The sequence below is a fragment of the Kribbella pratensis genome, from assembly GCF_004365355.1.
Classification (GTDB): domain Bacteria; phylum Actinomycetota; class Actinomycetes; order Propionibacteriales; family Kribbellaceae; genus Kribbella.
Genome location: NZ_SODP01000002.1, coordinates 1,885,460 through 1,902,860 on the forward strand (window position 1 = coordinate 1,885,460; position 17,401 = coordinate 1,902,860).

Genomic DNA, 17,401 nt, shown 5'->3' on the forward strand with positions numbered 1-17,401 from the left:
GTTTGTTGCCACCCAGCCGACTCGGTCCCCAGTTGGCACCCCGGCAGCTCACCTGTCGGTCGCCACCGCCGACACCTCAGCTGTCAGCGCCACCTCCGACGCCTCAGTTGTCGGTTGCCGCTCCGCGGGTCAGTCGTTGGTTGCCGCCGCGGCGGCGCACTGGTTGGTTGCCGCCGCGGGTCAGTCCGCAGTTGCCGGTATGGCGGGTTAGTTGGTGGTTGCTACTAGGACGGCTTCTTTTAGGAGGCGGCGGACTAGGACTAGTTGGTCGGGGCTGGGTAGGGCGGGGAGGGTGCCCACTTTGCAGTCGGTGCCGGAGGTTAGTTCGGTGAGGGCTGGTTGGGTGGATGGGGGGAAGGTGACTGTGCGGTCGGGTAGTTGGAGGACTACTGGGTCGCCGGGGATGACGCGGCAGCGGAGGCCTGGGCGTAGGCGGACTGTTGTGCCTATGGATAGGGACGCGATTGACGCCGCGTGAGCCAGCGGAGGAAGGGGGGCTGGTCGGTTGCTGGACCAGGTACGGCGGCGTAGGCGGGCGGCCAATGCGTCGGGAATTGCGGACCGGATCTGCTGGGCGAAGAGCTCGGCTACCGCAGGGAGGATCTCGGCGAGCTGGTCGGGGTCACCCGGGTCGAAGCCGAGCGGGAGTGCAGTGCGCAGGGCTGGCTCGTTGGCGGCTAGCGCGGCGAGCTCTTGCACGAGGAGGTAGCGCGTCAGGGTGTGCATTCCGACTGTTAGATGTGCGCTGACGCCGCCCAGTGCCTTGGCGGAGTGCAGGAACCCGCGCGGGACATACAGCGCGTCGCCGGGACGCAATACCTCGTCGATCACAGGAGCGTTGTCACGCGCAGCAGCTGCGACCGCTTGGGCGTGATCGGTCCACGGCTGGTTCCGCAGTGGGTCGACGTGGACGGGCTCATGCACGGTCCAGTGCTTCTCGCCTGCCACTTGGAGTACGAAGACGTCGTGTACGTCGTAGTGCGCCGAGAACCCCTGCGACTCGGCAGGGGTGATGTACGCGTTGATCTGCACCGGATGCCCAGAGTCCGCGGATAGCTGGGTCGAGAAGTCGACCAAGGCAGGCCAGGTCCGGTGCAGTGCCTGGAGTACGACGGTGTGCCCGCTGGCGAACAAGGCCGCCACCTTGTCGTCCTGGACTTGGTCGGCGATCTCAGCACCCACACCAGCCGGGCCGGTGAACTGACTGTCCCCCACGACCGCGCCGTTCTTGGCGATCCGCAAGAACGGCGTCCGCAGACCGCGACGGGACAGCAGTTCGTCGACCGCCTCCAGGCTGAACAGATCGTCGTACGGCGCAGGTAAATCCGGGCCGTGGGACAGCAGCGCCCGCGTACCCCAGTACGAGGTCGCGAACTCGTCCAGATCTCCTGCTACACAACGCCGGAGCGCCGGGCGCTCATCCCGCAGCTGACCCCGCAACCCGTCCGGCGACGACCCGTCAGCCAGAGGCCGAGGATTCCCGCGGTCCCGGGAGCTCCCGAGGCTCCCCGGGGTCCCGAGGTTCGCCCGGTTGCCAAGGTTATCCGGGGTCCCGGAGGTCCCGAGGTTCTCGAGGTTCGCCGGGTTCCCGAGGCTCCCCGGGTTCCCGAGGTTCGCCCGGTTGCCAAGGTTATCCGGAGTCCCGGAGGTCCCGAGGCTTACGGGGTTCTCGAGGTTCGCCGGGTTCCCGAGGCTCCCGGAGGTCCCGAGGTTCGCCGGGTTCCCGAGGCTATCGGGAGTCCCGAGGCTCCCCGGGCTCCCGAGGTTCCCAGGGCTCCCGGAGGTCCCAGCCCCCGGGGTCCCGGAGCTCCCAGCCTCCGGGGACTCGGAGGTCGCGGGGGTGGCGGGGGTGGGGTCGGGCCCGGCGTCCGGCATGGGGGTCACCAGCTCCCGGAGTTCCCGCCGCCGCCTTCGCCGCCACCGGCACCTCTGTCGGCACCGCCATCTGCGCCACCGTCAGCGCCGCCGTCGGAGCCGCTCGGGTTCGCGCCGCCATCCGCAGTACCTTCGCCACCGGCACCGCCGTCCGCGCCACCATCCTGCGCACCCTGGGAAGCGCCGCCGTCAGCCAGCCCTTCGCCGGAGCCGGATCCACCGCCAGCACCACCATCAGCGCCGCCGTCGCTTGCGCCCTCGTTGGCGCCGCCGTCCGCGGTGCCCTCGCCGTAGTTGCCCGAGCCGCCACCCGCGCCGTCACCCGCACCGCCATCGGCGCCACCGTCCTGCGCACCCGGCGAGGCACCACCGTCAGCCGGCCCCTCCCCAGTGCCACCAGCGCCACCATCGGCACCACCGTCGGCGCCGCCGTCGGAGGACGAGCTGTCGCCGTACCCACCGGACGTGTTGCCGCCCGCGCCGCCGTCGGCTCCGCCATCGGTGCCGCCGACGTTGGCGCCCCCGTCGGCCAGGCCTTCGCCACCTTCGGATGAGGTGTTCATGTCGTCGTCGCTGAGACCCATTGTGCTGCTCCCTTCGCGAATGGCCAGAAAGATGCCCGGGACATCGTCAAGGGGGCACCCTGGCCATCTTGTGCGCAAAGTGGAGCTCCGCTAAACCCCTCGAGCGTTACAGCGCCAACTCGATTCAGCAGCGGGTACAGGGTCGGTTCAGCGAAGGAGATCCGCGAGTACCTTCACGAAGCCATCGGTGACGTCCTCCGGCCGTACGGCGACCCGTAACCAGTCCGGCCCCAGCCCGGGGAACGTGTCCCCGCGACGGACCGCAAACCCCTGCGCACGTAGGGATTCCCGCAATTCCGCAGCACCCCGGACGTGGACGAGAACGAACGGCGCCGACGCCGCGCCGTACGTCGAAAGGCCGGGTGCCGTCGCGAGCTTGTCAAGCAGGTGGACACGTTGCCGGGAAATGTCCAGCGCGGCCTGTGCCGCTTCCGCCACGGCCCGCTCGTTGCTGCAGGCAATTGCCGCCGCGAGAGCAGGAGTGGACACCGGCCACTGAGGTTGAACGGCTGACAATTGTTCGATCAAACTCGGCGCCGCGAGGACATATCCGACCCGCAGCCCGGCAAGCCCCCAGGTCTTGGTCAGGCTACGTACCACCACGAGCCCCGGGATCGATGCGCAGGCGAGCGATTCGGGTTCACCCGGCACCGCGTCCATGAACGCCTCGTCGACGACCAGGATCCGGTCGGGCCGTGCCAGTTCACGCAGCGAGTCAGCTGGGTGCAGCACAGAGGTCGGGTTGGTCGGGTTGCCGATGACGACGAGGTCGGCATCCCGCGGTACGGCGGACGGGTCCAGCACGAACCCGTCCTCGGGCCGCAGGATCACCCGGTCGACCAGGTGCCCGGCCGAACGCAACGCCGCCTCGGGCTCGGTGAACTGGGGATGAACGACGACCGGATGCCGCGGCCGGAAGGCCCGCGCGATCAGCACGAACGCCTCCGCAGCGCCGGCGGTGAGCAGCACCCGATCCGGCGACACGCCATGGCGGCGCGCGACCGCGTCGACCGCCGCCCCAGGACGTGGGTACGCCGCGAGCTCCGTCAGGCTCGCCGTGATCGCGTCGACCAGCCAGGGCGGCGGAGTGCCCGCGCGAACGTTGACGGCGAGGTCGACAAGACCCTCGCCGACCTCTAGATCACCGTGATGCTCCAGATCAAACGCATCGACCACGCCAGGAGGTTAACGTGTCAATGACCATTTCGGACCAGTCGGTCCGCGCACTGGTCGCTCAGCGTGGCGTGACGGAGTACCGGCGGTTCTGGAGAGACGGGTTGCGTTTGCGTACGTCGGCCAGCCGCTCGCCCGTGATCTCGGCGAACGCGTGCCCGTCCGACTCGCCTACCGAAGCCAGTGCGATCCCCTGCGGATCCACGACCTGGCTGAGGCCGCAGTACTTCTTGCCGTTCTGTGCGGCGGCTGCGACGTAGCAGGTGTTCTCCACCGCGCGCGCAGTGAGCAGAGTGGTCCAGTGGTGCTCTTTGAGCGGTCCGCGCACCCAGGCCGCCGGGACGACGAGCACCTCCGCTCCAGCGTCGATCAGTGCGCGGGAGAGCTCTGGGAAGCGCAGGTCGTAGCAGGTCATCAGTCCGAGCTTCCGGTCGCCGACCTGCACGACCACCGGAACTACATCGCCAGCGGTGAGCTGGTCGGACTCCTTGTATCCGAACGCGTCGTAGAGGTGGATCTTGCGATACGCGCCGAGCAGTGACCCGTCCGCACCAACGGCCAGCAGGGTGTTGTAGGGACGGTGCTGGTCACAGCTGCGTTCGAACATGCCGGCCACAATCGCCACGCTGTGCTCGACCGCAGCCTTCCGTAGCGTCGCCACGAACTCACCGTCGAGCGACTCGGCCGCCTCAGCCACCGACTCACCCTCGACAGCGAAGTCGGACATCATCGCCTCCGGCAGCACGACGACATCAGGCCTGCCCTGTGCGGCGTCCGCGACCAGGCGACCGACCAGGTCCCGGTTGGCGGCCTTGTCGTAGCCACTGGCGGTCTGCACCACAGCGATCCTCATCTCTCCATGGTGCCGCACAACTCGGGTGCGAGACTGCCTCCGTGGAGTTTGACGCGGTGGTGCTGGCTGGGGGCGGGTCCACTCGGTTCGGTGGGGTGGACAAGGCGATGTTGGTGCTCGACGGCATGACCCTGCTGGATCGGGTGCTGACCGCAACGGAAGGGTCAACCTCGACGGTAGTGGTCGGTCCGGTGCGTACGACGTACCGCGAGGTCGACTGGACCGTGGAGGATCCGCCGGCGGGCGGACCAGTGGCGGGGCTTGCGGCCGGCCTTCAGCGAGGTACCGCGCCAATCGTCGTGGTCGTGAGCTGCGACCTGCCCTGGTTGACGAAGGACGACGTGAGCACGCTCGTCGACGGGCTCGGTGAGTACGACGGGTACGGGCTGCGCGACTCGTCCGGGCAGGAGCAGCAGCTGGCGACGGCGTACCGCCGTACAGCGTTGACAGAGGCGATCCATCAGGTCGGCGATCCCCGGGACAAGTCGGTACGCCGTACGCTCGCCGGGCTCGACATCGCCTGGAGCGAACCGACGCGGGCCGGCGACGACGTCGACACCTGGGCCGACCTGGACGACTGAAAATGAATGGACACGACTCGTAGCGTCGAACCTGTGGATATCGCCCGCGTCGTGACAGATGCCCGCCCCGGCACCGACATCGTCGAAATCGTCGAGCGCACCGGTGGCCAACTCAGCACCGTCTACGAAGTACGCACGGACAGCGATCCGCTGATCGTGAAGGTCTATGCGCCGGAGTGGGCGTGGAAGCAGGCGAAGGAAGTCCACGTCTACGGCCTGCTGGAGCAGGAACTCAGCGGCTCGATCCCCCGAGTGGTCCACGTCGGCGACAGCGTCACGATCCTCACCAAGCTCGACGGGGTGCCGCTGTCCGAGCTCGAGCCGCCGGACTGGCGTGCGACGTACACGCAGCTCGGCCAACTGCTCGCTCGTATCCATCGCATCGGACAGCCGGAGTACGGCTATCTGACTGACCAGATCCTCGATCCGCTCCCGGACAACGAGCAGTACATGGACCGGCAGTTCGCGAAGAAGATGAGCGAGTTCGAGCAGCTCGGCGGAGACGCGAAACTGCAAGCAAAGATCGCTGCGTACGTCGCGCAGCATCGGCACCTATTCGCCGACAACGAGGCCGCTGTGCTGTGCCACAACGACTTCCACGAAGGCAACGTGCTCGTGGATCCGGACACCTGGCGCGTCACCGGGTTCATCGACGTCGAGAACGCGATCGCCGCCGACCCGCTCATCGATATCGCCAAGACGATCCAGTACTCCGCCCACGACAACGCCGAGAAACTCGCCGGCCTCGCCGATGGGTACGGCGACCTGCCGGCGGAGCGGACCGATCTCTACCGGCTCTACCATTCGCTCGAACTATGGGACTGGTTCCAGTCGATAGGCGAGACTACTTACCTCGACAGCATCGCCCGGGACATGGAGCAGCTGGTCGCACCCTGAGGGTAAGTTGTGAAGCATGCGAGCTGTCGTGTGTGAGGGTGCCGGCGGAATCGAGGTCCTCCGGATCGGCGAGATCCCGGACCCGCAACCAGCCGTCGACGAGGTCGTCATCGACGTCGTCGCCGCCGGCGTGAACCGGGCCGATCTCATGCAGCGGCAGGGCTTCTACCCGCCGCCGCCCGGCGCCCCCGGCACGATCGGGCTCGAGGTGTCGGGCCGGATCTCCGCGGTCGGCGCCGAGGTCGAGGGCTGGTCCGTCGGCGACGAGTGCTGCGCGCTGCTCGCCGGCGGCGGGTACGCCGAGAAGGTCGCCGTACCCGCTCCACAGGTGATGCCGGTCCCTGACGGCCTGGATCTGGTCAGCGCCGCCGCGCTGCCCGAGGTCGTGGCGACCGTCTGGTCGAACATCTTCATGACCGCACACCTCAAGGCCGGCGAGACCCTGCTGGTACACGGCGGCTCGTCCGGGATCGGCTCGATGGCGATCCAGCTAGCGGTCGCGCACGGCGCACGGGTGCTGACCACGGTCGGCAGCAAGGAGAAGATGGAGTTCTGCACCCGGCTCGGTGCGGACGTCGCGATCAACTACAAGGAAGCCGAGTGGGCCTCGGTCGTCCAGGAGGCGACCAAGAAGGCCGGCGCCGACGTCATCCTCGACATCATGGGCGCGAAGTACCTGACCGACAACGTGAAGTCGCTCGCGTACGACGGACGCCTGGTCGTGATCGGGATGCAGGGCGGCGCGAGGGGCGAAGTCGACCTCGGCCGGCTGATGAGCCGGCGCGGCTCGATCATCGCCACCGGCCTGCGGTTCCGCTCGGTCGAGGACAAGGGGCGGATCCTCGCCGAGGTCGTCGGCCACGTCTGGCCGCTGATCGCGGAGAAGAAGGTCCGTCCGATCGTCCACACCACCTTCCCCCTCGCCGAGGTCGCCAAGGCTCACGAGACCCTCGAGCAGTCCAGCCAGCTGGGCAAGGTCCTGCTGACGATCTAGCGAACCTGCCGCACTGACCAAACCCCTCACTCGGGCCGGGCTCACGCTCAGCCGCTGATCGACATGTCCGTTGGAGCGAGGTTGGTCAGTGCGGGGAGTTCGCTCACCTCGATTCCAGGTTGGCCGTGGCCCACTCCGGATCGGGTTCCACCAGCTGAATCACGTCGATCCAGGTGCCGGCAGGGTCGCGAACGAAGAAATGCCGCTGCCCGAACACCTCGGTCACCGGCTCGGTCTCGAGCCGGACGCCACCTTCGACCAGTAAAGCGGCGACCTTGTCCACGTCGTCGACGATGAAGCCGAAGACATTCGTACTCTCGGTTTGCGCCGACACCGCTGCCGGAACGGTCGGATGACCCCGCTCGCAGATCGCGAGCTCCCAGTCCGCCGTACCCCGGCGGAGCGTGATGAACCAGCCGAGGTCGATACCGACCTGGAGATCCAGGTACTGCGTGTAGAAGGCGGCGACGTCCGAAGGCCGGTCGGTCACCACGGTCGCGCCGAATGCCGCGGGTTGCATAGATCTCCTGACTACTACAGCTGTTGTTGTTGTGTACGACAGTTGTAGTGGAACCCTGGTAGCCTGTCAACATGCCGCGGAACCCGGAACGCCGTGCCCAGCTCGCTGACGCCGGCCTGGCCGTCCTCGCGGAGGCCGGCGCCCGCGGACTCACCCATCGAGCCGTCGACGCCGCCGCCGGGCTCCCTGCCGGCACTGCGTCGAACTACTTCAAGACCCGCGACGCGTTGCTCGGTGCACTCGGCGAGCGGATCTTCGAGCGGCTCGCGCCGGACCCAGCCGTCCTCGAGCCACTGGCCCAGCGGAAGCCGGATGTCGATCTGATGACCGACTACGTGCGCTACATCGTCGAGCGTCTGCTCGGGCGCCCCGAGCTCTCGCTCGCTCTCCTGGAGCTCCGCCTGGAGGCAGCTCGCCGCCCGGGTCTCAACGAGATCCTGTCGCGGACAATCCGGCAGGGCTTCGACGCGGACGTCGCGTTCAACGCGAACGCCGGCCTGCCGGGCGGCGCCGAGGAGATTCGCCTGCTGCACTTCGCGATCGACGGCCTGGTCCTCGACCAACTGACCCCGGGGACCGGCCATCCGTACGACGTCGACGCGACCACCGCACGCCTCGTCCGCCGTCTCACCGCGAAGGACTGATCGCGACCTCGGGGTACGCGACGGGGTACGGCGGTGTGCTGGCGATGCGCCATTGACCGCAAGCGCAACGCTGGTACACGACCAGACCCTCGCTGACCTGATGGGCGGACACTGCGCTCCAGCGGTGCCGATGGGTTTCTGTCATGAAACCATCGTGATGTAATGGCATTATGCATCTCAACCCTTACGGCGCGGACGCGGTTCTGCTGGCGGTCAACCTGGTCACTCGGCCGGCGACCACACCGGAGGAGCTGGCCGAGCGGTGCGAGGAGAGCGGCGTCGAGAGCCGGCTGGTGCGCGAACGGCGCGTGACCGCGGCGGACCTGGCGGCCGTCAACATCGCGATCGAGGAGTGGCTGCAGGTTGTGGACGCGGAGGACGAGCAGACGCGGGTCGATCTGGTGAACGCGATGCTCGCGAAGTACACCGAGCATCCGCGGCTCACGAACCACGCGGGCGACGGCTGGCACATGCACTACCGCCCGGAGAACGTCCCGGTCGGGCGATTGGTCGCGACACTGATCAGCACGGGTACGGCGCTGCATCTGGCCGGCCGCGGCATCACGCGACTCGGCCGCTGCGCCACGGACGGCTGCGACAACGTGTACGCCGACCTGTCCCGCACCGGGCGCCAACGCTACTGCAGCCCGACCTGCGCCAACCGCGACGCCGTACGCCGCCACCGCGCCCGCGCATCCTGAGCCCCTCCTTGAGCACCGGCCAACCACCCGACGATGCCGGCGATGGTCGGTGAGGGCTCAAAGTGGGGTCGAACTACGATGGGCAGATGACCGAGAGCAGCAGCGAGCGCCAGGGAATTCCGATGACTGGGGCGAAGACCGAGGACGGCAAGGTGCTGATCGTCGGGCCTGATGGCATGGCCGTCGAAGGGCCGCCGCGCTCCGACGACGACCACCGCGACGAGCAGGAGGACGAGCCGCGTTCGGTGACCGAACTGGTCGAGCAACCGGCCAAGGTCATGCGGGTCGCCAACATGATCCGGCAGCTGCTGGAAGAGGTGAAGTCGGCGCCGCTCGACGAAGCCTCCCGGGCCCGGCTGCGCGCGATCCACAAAGCGTCGATCAAGGAGCTCGAGAGCGGTCTGGCGCCGGAACTCGTCGAGGAGCTGGAGCGGCTCAGCCTCGACTTCACCGACGACAGCACCCCGACCGACGCCGAGTTGCGGATCGCGCAGGCGCAGCTGGTGGGCTGGCTGGAGGGCTTGTTCCACGGCATCCAGACCGCGCTGTTCGCGCAGCAGATGGCCGCGCGGCAGCAGCTCGAGCAGATGCGGCGCGCACTGCCCGGCGGCCAGCCGCTGCCCGAGGGGCACCCGGGCTTCCCCGGCTCACCGCAGGCCGCCAATACCGAGGACCCGCGCACCGGCGGGATGTATTTGTAATCGCCTTATTTCAAAGGCTGCAACAACTCCTCGAGGACGGCGGCGACGCCGTCCTCGTCGTTTGCAGGACAGACTTTGTCCACTACTGCCAGAACTTCGGGGTGTGCATTGGCCACGCCGTACGACGTACCCGCCCAGGCGAGCATCGGCAGATCGTTGACGGAATCACCGAACGCGATCGTCTCAGCAGCCGAGATCCCTTGCTCTGCGGCGAAATCGGCCAGCATCGCCGCCTTCGAGACACCACTTGCGGAAATCTCCACCAATCCGTGACCGCCGCTGTGGCTGGCCGTGACCCGTTGGCCGACCAACGGTGTGACCAGCGCCAGCAGCTCGTCGGAGGGCAGGCTCGGATGCCGGACGAGCAGTTTTGCGGCCGGCTCCGAAAGCAGCTCCTCGACCGCGGCGACCAACGTGTCGTCAGGTTTGGGCCAGCGGTTGAGGTAGACCGGTTCCTGTCCGTAGCGGTCCGGTCGCTCGATGGCGAACTGCACGTCGGGGATCGCCGTACGGATCGCTTGCGCGACGTCGAGCGCGACCGCGGGATCGATCAATCGGGTCCGGATCGCCTTGCGACGCAGGACGTCGTACAAAATAGCGCCGTTGGCAACTATCGCGATCCCGTGATCGCCGACCAGATACGACAGGTCGTGCAGCCAGCGAGGTGGCCGGGCGGTGACCATCACGAAAACACTTCCGGCGTGCTGTGCCGCGAGTACGGCGGACCGCGTCCGCTCGGACACGGTGCCGTCGCTGCGGACCAGCGTTCCGTCGAGATCGGTGGCAATCAGGCGGGGGTACTGCGAAGCCGTCACCAGGCCACCGTATCCTCGTCGCAGCCGGCGTCGCACTACTCCTCCCGACGCCCCGGGCGCAAGCTGTTGGACGTCGGTTTCAGCCCGTTTTGACTTATCTGATTGAGCTTTTGACAACGTCATCAGACCGTTACGGCAGGATGCTGCAAAGGCAGCAAGTTCCCCTGCGCGGCACGGTTGGCGCGTGATTTCATGCGTTGGTCTGGTGGGGAACCGGCGGCTGTTCGGCCGCGTCCTAAGCGTGTTCTGGTTCAGCGCGACTGATGCCGCCCCGCTCCGGAAGCACACAGAAACGTCGAAGAACTGTTGTGGAATTGGCTGCAACCAAATCCCCGGCAGTGGCGTCAACAGTTATGGATCGGTGCGTCCCGCGCCCGGGACGACATGGTGGGCCGGCAACAAAGCGCGGGTCCATCAGCTAGCGGATCCGTGCGGGCGAACGTTGTTCATCGTTCGTTCACTCGGGTCTTGATACTTGGGGAGCCTTGATGACCGTCAACAGCGCCAATCTAGCGGGGCCGGGGGGCAGTAGCTCCCGAGCGGCTGTCGACACATCTTCCATCAGGGAGGGGGCAATGACCGGCTGCATCGCCCGCTCCGACATCTTTCAGCACCGCTTGATGGAAGAGCCGCCGCCCGCGTCCGCAACCCGCCGTACGCGGGAGCGGTACGAACAACTCGTCCGCGAGGCAAAGGCGTTGTGCGCGTCCTGCCCGCTCTTCACCGAATGCCTGTACAGCGCCGTCGCCGAGCACGATGTCAGCGGCTTCGTCGCCGGAACCACTGCCGTACAACGGCGTTCGATCCGCAACCTGCTCGACGTCGAGGTGCAGGCCGACGACTTCGACCAGCTCGCCGGTGCACGGGGCACGCGCCGGCCGGTGAGCCACGAAGAGGTCCTCCGGCTGCGCACGCAGTACCCGAACGACAGCCTGGAGTCCCTGGCCATGCGGCTGGGCTGCTCGCTGTCGACGGTGAAGCGCCACCTGCGCCGTGCCCGGCGCGGCCAGAGCCCGGCAGCCAAGACGCCGCGGCCGCGGCCCGAGGTCAGCGCCGTGCTCGACGCGTTCGACGCCGTCGTCGACCAGCAGTCCCAGGCACGCCGGACCGGCAGCAGCCGGGTTGCTTGATCCGATACTCGGCCCGCCAGCGGACTATCGGAGACACGGGGCCCGGAACTCCTGTATACACAGGGGTTCCGGGCCTTTCGGTTGCCTACCGCAAGTTGATCGCGTCAGGCCATTCGATCCTCGCCGAAAAGCCTGTGGTCAGAACCAGCGGTTGAGTATCGTGGCCACGCCGTCGTCCTGGACGGATTTGGTCACCTCGTCGGCGGCCGACTTCACCTCTTCAGGAGCCGAACCCATGGCGATACCGAGACCGGCGTACGTCAGCATCTCGATATCGTTGCGTCCGTCACCTATCGCCAGCAGGCCGGACGGATCCAGGTCGTACTGCGCGAGCGCGACCTTCAGCCCGGTCGACTTGTCGACGCCTTCGGGGGCGATGTCGAGCCAGGCGGTCCAACCGACGAAATAGCTGACGCCGTGCAGGCCGAGGCGTTCCGCCAGGTGGACGAAGTCGCTCTCCGACTGGTCCGGGTCACGGATGATCAACCGGGTCACGGGCTGCGGCGCGAGCTCGTCGTCGCCGACAACGCGGATCCTGGCATCACGACCGAGGTCGCCGTCCGGGAACGGCGCGGTCACCAGGTAGGTGCCGTCGAACTCCTCGACGGCCATCCGTGCGTTCGGCGCGTGCTTGCGCACCGACGTGATCACCGTCGACGGGTCGAAGGTCCGCTCGTCGACGACGTCGCCGTCCGGGAACCGCATCGTCCGCGCGCCGTTGCTGCAGACAACGAATGCGCCGGCCGGCAGGCCGAGCCGCTCGGCCACCGGCTTGGTGGTCGACCAGGCCCGGCCGGTGGCCAGGATGACGGGAACCTGCGCCGCCGTACGGCGAACGGCGTCCAGAACTGCCGGCGACAATCCCTCGTCGTGATCTATGAGCGTGCCATCGATGTCCAGGGCAACGGCTGTCGGCCTCCCGGTCATTTACCGACCGGTTCGAGGACCTCGCGACCGCCGACGTACGGCTGGAGCGCCGTCGGCACCCGGACCGAGCCGTCGGCCAGCTGGTGTGTCTCCAGGATGGCGACGATCCAGCGGGTGGTGGCCAGCGTCCCGTTCAGCGTCGCGACCGGCTGCGTCTTGCCGTCGGCGTCGCGGTGCCGGATGTTCAACCGGCGGGCCTGGAAGTCCGTGCAGTTCGACGTCGACGTCAGCTCGCGGTACCGGCCCTGCGTCGGCACCCACGCCTCGCAGTCGAACTTCCGGTACGCCGAGACGCCGAGGTCACCGGTCGCGGTGTCGATCACCCGGTAGCTCAGCTCCATCTTGTCGAGCATCTCCTTCTCCCAGGACAGCAGCCGCAGGTGCTCGTCGGCGGCGTCCTCGAGCTTGCAGTAGGAGAACATCTCAACCTTGTCGAACTGGTGGACGCGGATGATCCCGCGGGTGTCCTTCCCGTGCGACCCGGCTTCCTTGCGGTAGCAGGACGACCAGCCGGCGTACCGGATCGGGCCGTTGGACAGGTCGAGGATCTCGTCCATGTGGTAGCCGGCGAGCGCGACCTCCGACGTACCGGTCAGGTACAGCTCGGGGTCCTCGAGCCGGTACACGTCGTCGTGCGCCGACAGGTACCCGGTGCCGCCCATCACCTCGGGCTTGACCAGCGTCGGCGTGATCATCGGGGTGAAGCCGTTCTCCACCGCCTGCTGGACGGCCAGCTGCAGCATGCCGAGCTGGAGCAGCATACCGGCGCCCTTGAGGAAGTAGAACCGGCTGCCCGAGATCTTGGCGCCGCGCTCCATGTCGATCGCATCGAGCAGTTCGCCCAGCTCGAGGTGATCGCGGGGCTCGAAGCCCTCGGCCGCGAAGTCACGCGGCTTGCCGACCTCCTCGACCACGACGAAGTCGTCCTCGCCGCCGACCGGAGCCTCGTCGGAGACCAGGTTCGGCAGCGCCTTCGCGAGCTCGTCGAAGCGCTGCTCGGCCTCCTTGGCAGCCGCCTCGTTGGCCTTCACGTCCGCGGCCACGGCTTTGGTCCGCTCCAGCAGAGCGGTCCGCTCGTCACCCTTCGCCCGGGCGACCTCCTTGCCGAGCGACTTCTGCTCGGCCCGCAGCGCCTCGAAGGCGGAGATGGACGATCGACGCTCACTGTCGGCAACCAGGATCTGGTCGACCAGGTCCGTACTCTCACCGCGCTTGGTCAGGGCCGCGCGGACGACATCGGGGTTCTCACGGAGCAGTTTCGCGTCAATCACACCCATGAGGGTATCGGGGCGTGTCATCGGCGGCGAAGTCTATTCGGGATGATGGGGTGTGTCTCGTCGAGGAGCGTGCCGCACGCTTCTCGACGAAGCACTGAGTGCACCCGATCACGGAGGGGGCCTGAGGGGGCGATGAACCACCACCCACCCAGTCCGGTCGGCCGCGCGCTCACGGTCGTGCTGGGTGCGCTGCCGTTCACGGTGATCACGCTGCTGGTGTTCGAGCACTGGCCGCCGCTGGCGCGCTGGGACCAGTCGGTCGCCGACCGAGTCGCTTCGTACGGCGCCGTGCACGAGAGCGTCGTCGACTTCTGGCAGGTCGTCGGGGCGGTCGTGCTGCCGTGGACGTCGCGGGCGGTGATCGTGATCGTCGCGGCGTACCTCTGGCATCGCCGCGCCCGCTTGCTGACGTTCTGGCTGCTCACGTCGGCGGCCGCCGAGCTCGTGCTGGTCCAAGTGGTTCAACAGATCTTCGAGCGCGAGCCGCCGGCCCAGATGCTGGTCACGGCGAGCGGCTACTCGTACGTGTCCGGTCACGCGACGGCCGCGTTCGTGATGGCCGGCGCGCTCGGCGTCGTACTGCCGTCGGTGCGGGGTTGGCGGCGACGGTTCCGGCTGCTGGTCCTGCTGCCGGTGATCGCGGTGGTGTGGATCGTGTCGGCCGACCGGATCGCGTTGAACGTCCACTACGTGTCCGACGTACTCGGCGGCTGGGCGCTCGGTCTGGCCATCCTGACCGCGACGTCGATCGGGTTCGGTCTCCGACCGGGGCTGCGCCGCCGCCGACGTCGTACGCCGTCAGATGGCGACGGTACGGCGGCTCCCCCGCGGGCAGCCGTGATCGTCAACCCGATCAAGGTCGGCGACGGCGTCGCGTTCCGCCGGAAGGTCACGCGAGCCCTCGAGGTCCGTGGGTACGACGAGCCGCTGTGGCTGGAGACCCGCGAGGACGACGCCGGCAACGCGATGGCCAAGCAGGCGATCGAGTACGAATCGGATCTGGTGCTGGTCGCGGGAGGCGACGGCACGGTCCGGGTGGTCTGCTCAGCGCTCGCGCACACCGGCATCCCGGTCGGCGTGATCCCGGCCGGCACCGGCAATCTGCTGGCCCGCAACCTGCACATCCCGCTCGACCTGGACGACGCCCTCGAGCGGACGCTGGAAGGCCGCGACCGCCGGATCGACCTGGTCCGGGTGCACGGCGATCAGCTGGACACGGACCACTTCGCTGTGATGGCCGGCCTGGGGCTGGACGCCGCGATCATCTCCGACGCGCCGCCGCATCTGAAGAAGCAGATCGGCTGGACGGCGTACCTGGTGTCGGCCGCGAAGAACATCAACCATCCGTCGGTGCGGGTGAGCCTGGCGCTGGACGACGCGGAGCCACTCGAACGACGGGTCCGGACGGTCGTGGTCGGGAACGTCGGGATGCTGCAGGCGAACATCCCGCTGCTGCCTGACGCACGGCCGGACGACGGCCTGCTGGACGTGGTCGTGATCGCACCGAGGCGGGTGACGCAATGGCCGATCGTCCTCTGGCGCCTGATGACGCGGACCAACCGGACGGACATGTACCTCGAGCGCTTCACCGGCCGGAAGGTGGAGATCCACGCAGCCGTCGACGTCCAACGCCAACTCGACGGCGACCCCATCGGCCCAGGCCGCTACTTGGTGTGTGAGATCGAGCCCGGCGCACTAACCGCCCGAGTCCCCAAGCGCAGGTAGCCACCCCGCCAGAAGACCCCGACGGCGGGCCGGGGGGGTGGGTTTCGTGGCCTGGGCCGGTTCAGGCGGTCTGGTTGGTGGGCTTCGCGGCCTGGGCCGGTTCAGGCGGTCCGGTTGCCGACTTGATGCTCTCGGGCGAGCGCATCCAGCCAGACCGCCAGGCCCTCGAGGTCATTTACGTGATCCCCTCCCACGGAGATCTGCCGCTTTCGGCGATCCACGGCCGGGACGACGGTGACGAACCCGACCCACCCGCGAGACGCGTCTACCGGACGGCGCGGATCGGACGGGCGCCGGCGCCGGGAGCTCGGGCTTTCGATGGCCGTGATCTCGTCCCAGGTGAGACGTTTCCGGCCGAGCGATACCCCGCTCCTGTCCACGATCAGAATCGGCCGACCTGAGAGGGAGATCCGGGCATACATCCAGACCACCGGAACCGCGGTCGGCACCGCGACCACGCAGAAGAGCGGCCACCATCGCCAACTCTGCCGACCAAGCGCGGCAGATACGACGGAAGCAACCTCGTTCGCGACCAAGAACCCGTAGAGCACCGCCTTCAGCGCCGTAACCCTCCGCCGCGGCGGAATCCGCACCTCACCTGCCCGCCCGAACTCCGCCGCCCAGTCAGCTGGCCCCAGCCCAGTCCCCACACCCCACCGCCTCCAGGCACCATCGAAGTCCCGGCCCCCGGACCTTCCCGCTGATGGTAAAGGAGCCAAACCCTCAACGCACCACAGCAGCAGCGCACGGCCGCCGCCGCCAAACCACACTCCTCACCCCCACAGCCCACAGGAGACATGGCATCCATGGCATCCACGGCATGCACGCCATCCACGGCAGCACGGCAGCACGGCAGCACGGCAGCACGGCAGCACGGCAGCACGGCAGCCAGCTAGCAGTCACCCCCGGGTGGCAGCCCGTGCACCTGGCGGGTAGCCAGACGGTCCCGGTGGCAGCCGGGACGGTGCGGGTGGCAGCCGGAAGATCCCCACGCAGTCCGAGGATCCCGACGGCAGCCGGACGCCGCGACCGAAGAAGACCTCGCCGGTACGACGTTCGCCGCCGCCAAGGCGCGGCGCCGCAGCCGGAGCACCCGGAGGGTAGCCGGAAGGGTGCACCGGCGCTCAGCCAGGGGTGGGCGGGAGCGCCCGGAGCGGGTGCACCGAAGGAGCGCAAAGACGGAAGGCGACCGCGCGGCACGCGGGAGGCCGCTCATCACTCTCCCCGTCGTCACGCTCACAACAGGCTGGTCAGCCGCTCAGCAGTCACCCGCGGGCGGCAACCCGCACACCCGGCGGTAGCCGGAAGAACCCGGCTGTAGCCGGAAAGGATGCACCGGCGGTAGCCGGGGGGTGGGTGGGGTGCGGGCGTAGTGGGTGCGCCGAGGAGTGGAGCGGCGAGAGGCGGCTGCGGAGCGCGGGCGAGTGCGGGCCAGGCGGGGCGGCCTTAGTTGACTGTTGGGCCGGATTCTTTGTGGAGGGTGTCGATGGCTTCTTCTTCTTCCGGCGAGAGTTTGGATTCGCTGGTGAAGGACTTGATTTCCTTGGCGTACGTGCGGGCGTCGGCGCGGCTGTTGATCGACGTGAGGACGACGCCGTCGCCGTTGTTGTCGAGGATTGCCATGGACCACGACAGTTTTCCGCCGGTTTCGCCGAAGGCGTCGTACCGGACGACGGCGAGGTGCTGGAGGGTGTCCTTCAGTTCGGCACGGGTGACGGCGAGTTCCTTGCCGAGTTTGCGGAGTTCGGACTTCACCGTGCCGGGCTTGGGTTCGGGCTCGGGTGCGGGTTCCGGCTCGGGGAGTGGAGCGGGCGCGGACGACGTGTCGGTCCGGGCCCGCAGGGCCTGGATCGCGAAGACCAGGGCAAGCACCGCCACGAACAGGGCAGCGACCCCGAAGGCACCGGCTAACGTCGAAGACACGCACGAGAGCCTAAAGCATCCGGTGTTATGCCTGAGTGTTCAGGCGATCGCACAGCGTGTGTGAGTGGGACGGATGCGGCA

The 17,401-nt window shown here is 68.1% G+C and carries 18 protein-coding genes; 8 read left to right on the forward strand and 10 right to left on the reverse strand.

From position 1 onward, the window contains the following. Positions 1–207: 207 nt before the first annotated feature. From EV653_RS25905 to EV653_RS25920, 4 genes are all read right to left on the reverse strand, one after another. Complete coding sequence (locus EV653_RS25905) at positions 208–1,440, reverse strand: cupin domain-containing protein (protein ID WP_134106263.1); 1,233 nt, start codon at positions 1,438–1,440, stop codon at positions 208–210. Positions 1,441–1,880: 440 nt separating this feature from the next. Further along, positions 1,881–2,459, reverse strand: coding sequence for a BatC protein (locus EV653_RS25910; protein ID WP_134106264.1), 579 nt, complete (start codon positions 2,457–2,459; stop codon positions 1,881–1,883). Positions 2,460–2,606: 147 nt separating this feature from the next. Then, positions 2,607–3,635: an Rv2231c family pyridoxal phosphate-dependent protein CobC gene (gene cobC, locus EV653_RS25915; protein WP_134106265.1), complete on the reverse strand. Its 1,029-nt coding sequence runs from the start codon at positions 3,633–3,635 to the stop codon at positions 2,607–2,609. 58 nt (positions 3,636–3,693) lie between these two features. Beyond that, complete coding sequence (locus EV653_RS25920) at positions 3,694–4,485, reverse strand: carbon-nitrogen hydrolase family protein (protein ID WP_134106266.1); 792 nt, start codon at positions 4,483–4,485, stop codon at positions 3,694–3,696. A gap of 41 nt (positions 4,486–4,526) precedes the next feature. Between EV653_RS25920 and mobA the strand changes: the two genes are divergently transcribed. From mobA to EV653_RS25935, 3 genes are read left to right on the forward strand one after another with little or no spacing between them, the layout of a single operon-like run. Continuing rightward, a complete protein-coding gene (gene mobA / locus EV653_RS25925) occupies positions 4,527–5,066 on the forward strand; it encodes a molybdenum cofactor guanylyltransferase (RefSeq protein ID WP_134106267.1) in 540 nt (179 codons plus the stop codon). A gap of 33 nt (positions 5,067–5,099) precedes the next feature. Then, a complete protein-coding gene (locus EV653_RS25930; protein WP_238160079.1) occupies positions 5,100–5,963 on the forward strand; it encodes a phosphotransferase family protein in 864 nt (287 codons plus the stop codon). 16 nt (positions 5,964–5,979) lie between these two features. Continuing rightward, positions 5,980–6,957 (forward strand): NAD(P)H-quinone oxidoreductase, encoded by a 978-nt coding sequence (locus EV653_RS25935; RefSeq protein ID WP_134106269.1) that lies wholly within the window; start codon positions 5,980–5,982, stop codon positions 6,955–6,957. A 103-nt stretch (positions 6,958–7,060) separates the two neighbouring features. Here EV653_RS25935 and EV653_RS25940 read toward each other — a convergent pair whose 3' ends face one another. After that, complete coding sequence (locus EV653_RS25940) at positions 7,061–7,477, reverse strand: VOC family protein (RefSeq protein ID WP_134106270.1); 417 nt, start codon at positions 7,475–7,477, stop codon at positions 7,061–7,063. A gap of 71 nt (positions 7,478–7,548) precedes the next feature. Between EV653_RS25940 and EV653_RS25945 the strand changes: the two genes are divergently transcribed. Continuing rightward, complete coding sequence (locus EV653_RS25945; protein WP_134106271.1) at positions 7,549–8,121, forward strand: TetR/AcrR family transcriptional regulator; 573 nt, start codon at positions 7,549–7,551, stop codon at positions 8,119–8,121. Here the strand turns inward: EV653_RS25945 and EV653_RS41325 are convergent. Continuing rightward, positions 8,105–8,266: a hypothetical protein gene (locus EV653_RS41325; protein ID WP_166679557.1), complete on the reverse strand. Its 162-nt coding sequence runs from the start codon at positions 8,264–8,266 to the stop codon at positions 8,105–8,107. The genes EV653_RS25945 and EV653_RS41325 overlap by 17 nt on opposite strands. Positions 8,267–8,291: 25 nt before the next feature. On the opposite strand from EV653_RS41325, the gene EV653_RS25950 reads away from it, so the two are divergent. Then, positions 8,292–8,822 carry a CGNR zinc finger domain-containing protein gene (locus EV653_RS25950; RefSeq protein ID WP_134106272.1) on the forward strand — a complete coding sequence of 177 codons (531 nt, stop codon included), beginning with the start codon at positions 8,292–8,294 and terminating at the stop codon, positions 8,820–8,822. 86 nt (positions 8,823–8,908) lie between these two features. Continuing rightward, positions 8,909–9,523, forward strand: coding sequence for a bacterial proteasome activator family protein (locus EV653_RS25955; protein WP_134106273.1), 615 nt, complete (start codon positions 8,909–8,911; stop codon positions 9,521–9,523). Positions 9,524–9,528: 5 nt separating this feature from the next. On the opposite strand, the gene EV653_RS25960 is transcribed toward EV653_RS25955, so the two are convergent. After that, entirely contained in the window at positions 9,529–10,338 is an 810-nt protein-coding gene (locus EV653_RS25960; protein ID WP_238160080.1) for an HAD family hydrolase, read from the reverse strand. 575 nt (positions 10,339–10,913) lie between these two features. On the opposite strand from EV653_RS25960, the gene EV653_RS25965 reads away from it, so the two are divergent. Then, positions 10,914–11,468 carry a WhiB family transcriptional regulator gene (locus EV653_RS25965; RefSeq protein WP_238160081.1) on the forward strand — a complete coding sequence of 185 codons (555 nt, stop codon included), beginning with the start codon at positions 10,914–10,916 and terminating at the stop codon, positions 11,466–11,468. Between the two features lie 138 nt (positions 11,469–11,606). Here EV653_RS25965 and EV653_RS25970 read toward each other — a convergent pair whose 3' ends face one another. Together EV653_RS25970 and serS are read right to left on the reverse strand one after the other, a co-directional pair. Continuing rightward, positions 11,607–12,395 (reverse strand): HAD family hydrolase, encoded by a 789-nt coding sequence (locus EV653_RS25970; protein WP_134106275.1) that lies wholly within the window; start codon positions 12,393–12,395, stop codon positions 11,607–11,609. Next, complete coding sequence (serS, locus tag EV653_RS25975) at positions 12,392–13,666, reverse strand: serine--tRNA ligase (RefSeq protein WP_134106276.1); 1,275 nt, start codon at positions 13,664–13,666, stop codon at positions 12,392–12,394. The genes EV653_RS25970 and serS overlap by 4 nt, the downstream gene beginning before the upstream one ends. 138 nt (positions 13,667–13,804) lie before the next feature. On the opposite strand from serS, the gene EV653_RS25980 reads away from it, so the two are divergent. Continuing rightward, positions 13,805–15,397, forward strand: a complete 1,593-nt coding sequence (locus EV653_RS25980; protein ID WP_134106277.1) for a diacylglycerol kinase family protein — start codon at positions 13,805–13,807, stop codon at positions 15,395–15,397. A 1,446-nt stretch (positions 15,398–16,843) separates the two neighbouring features. Here the strand turns inward: EV653_RS25980 and EV653_RS25985 are convergent. Further along, complete coding sequence (locus EV653_RS25985) at positions 16,844–17,320, reverse strand: DUF4446 family protein (protein WP_134106278.1); 477 nt, start codon at positions 17,318–17,320, stop codon at positions 16,844–16,846. Positions 17,321–17,401: the final 81 nt, after the last annotated feature.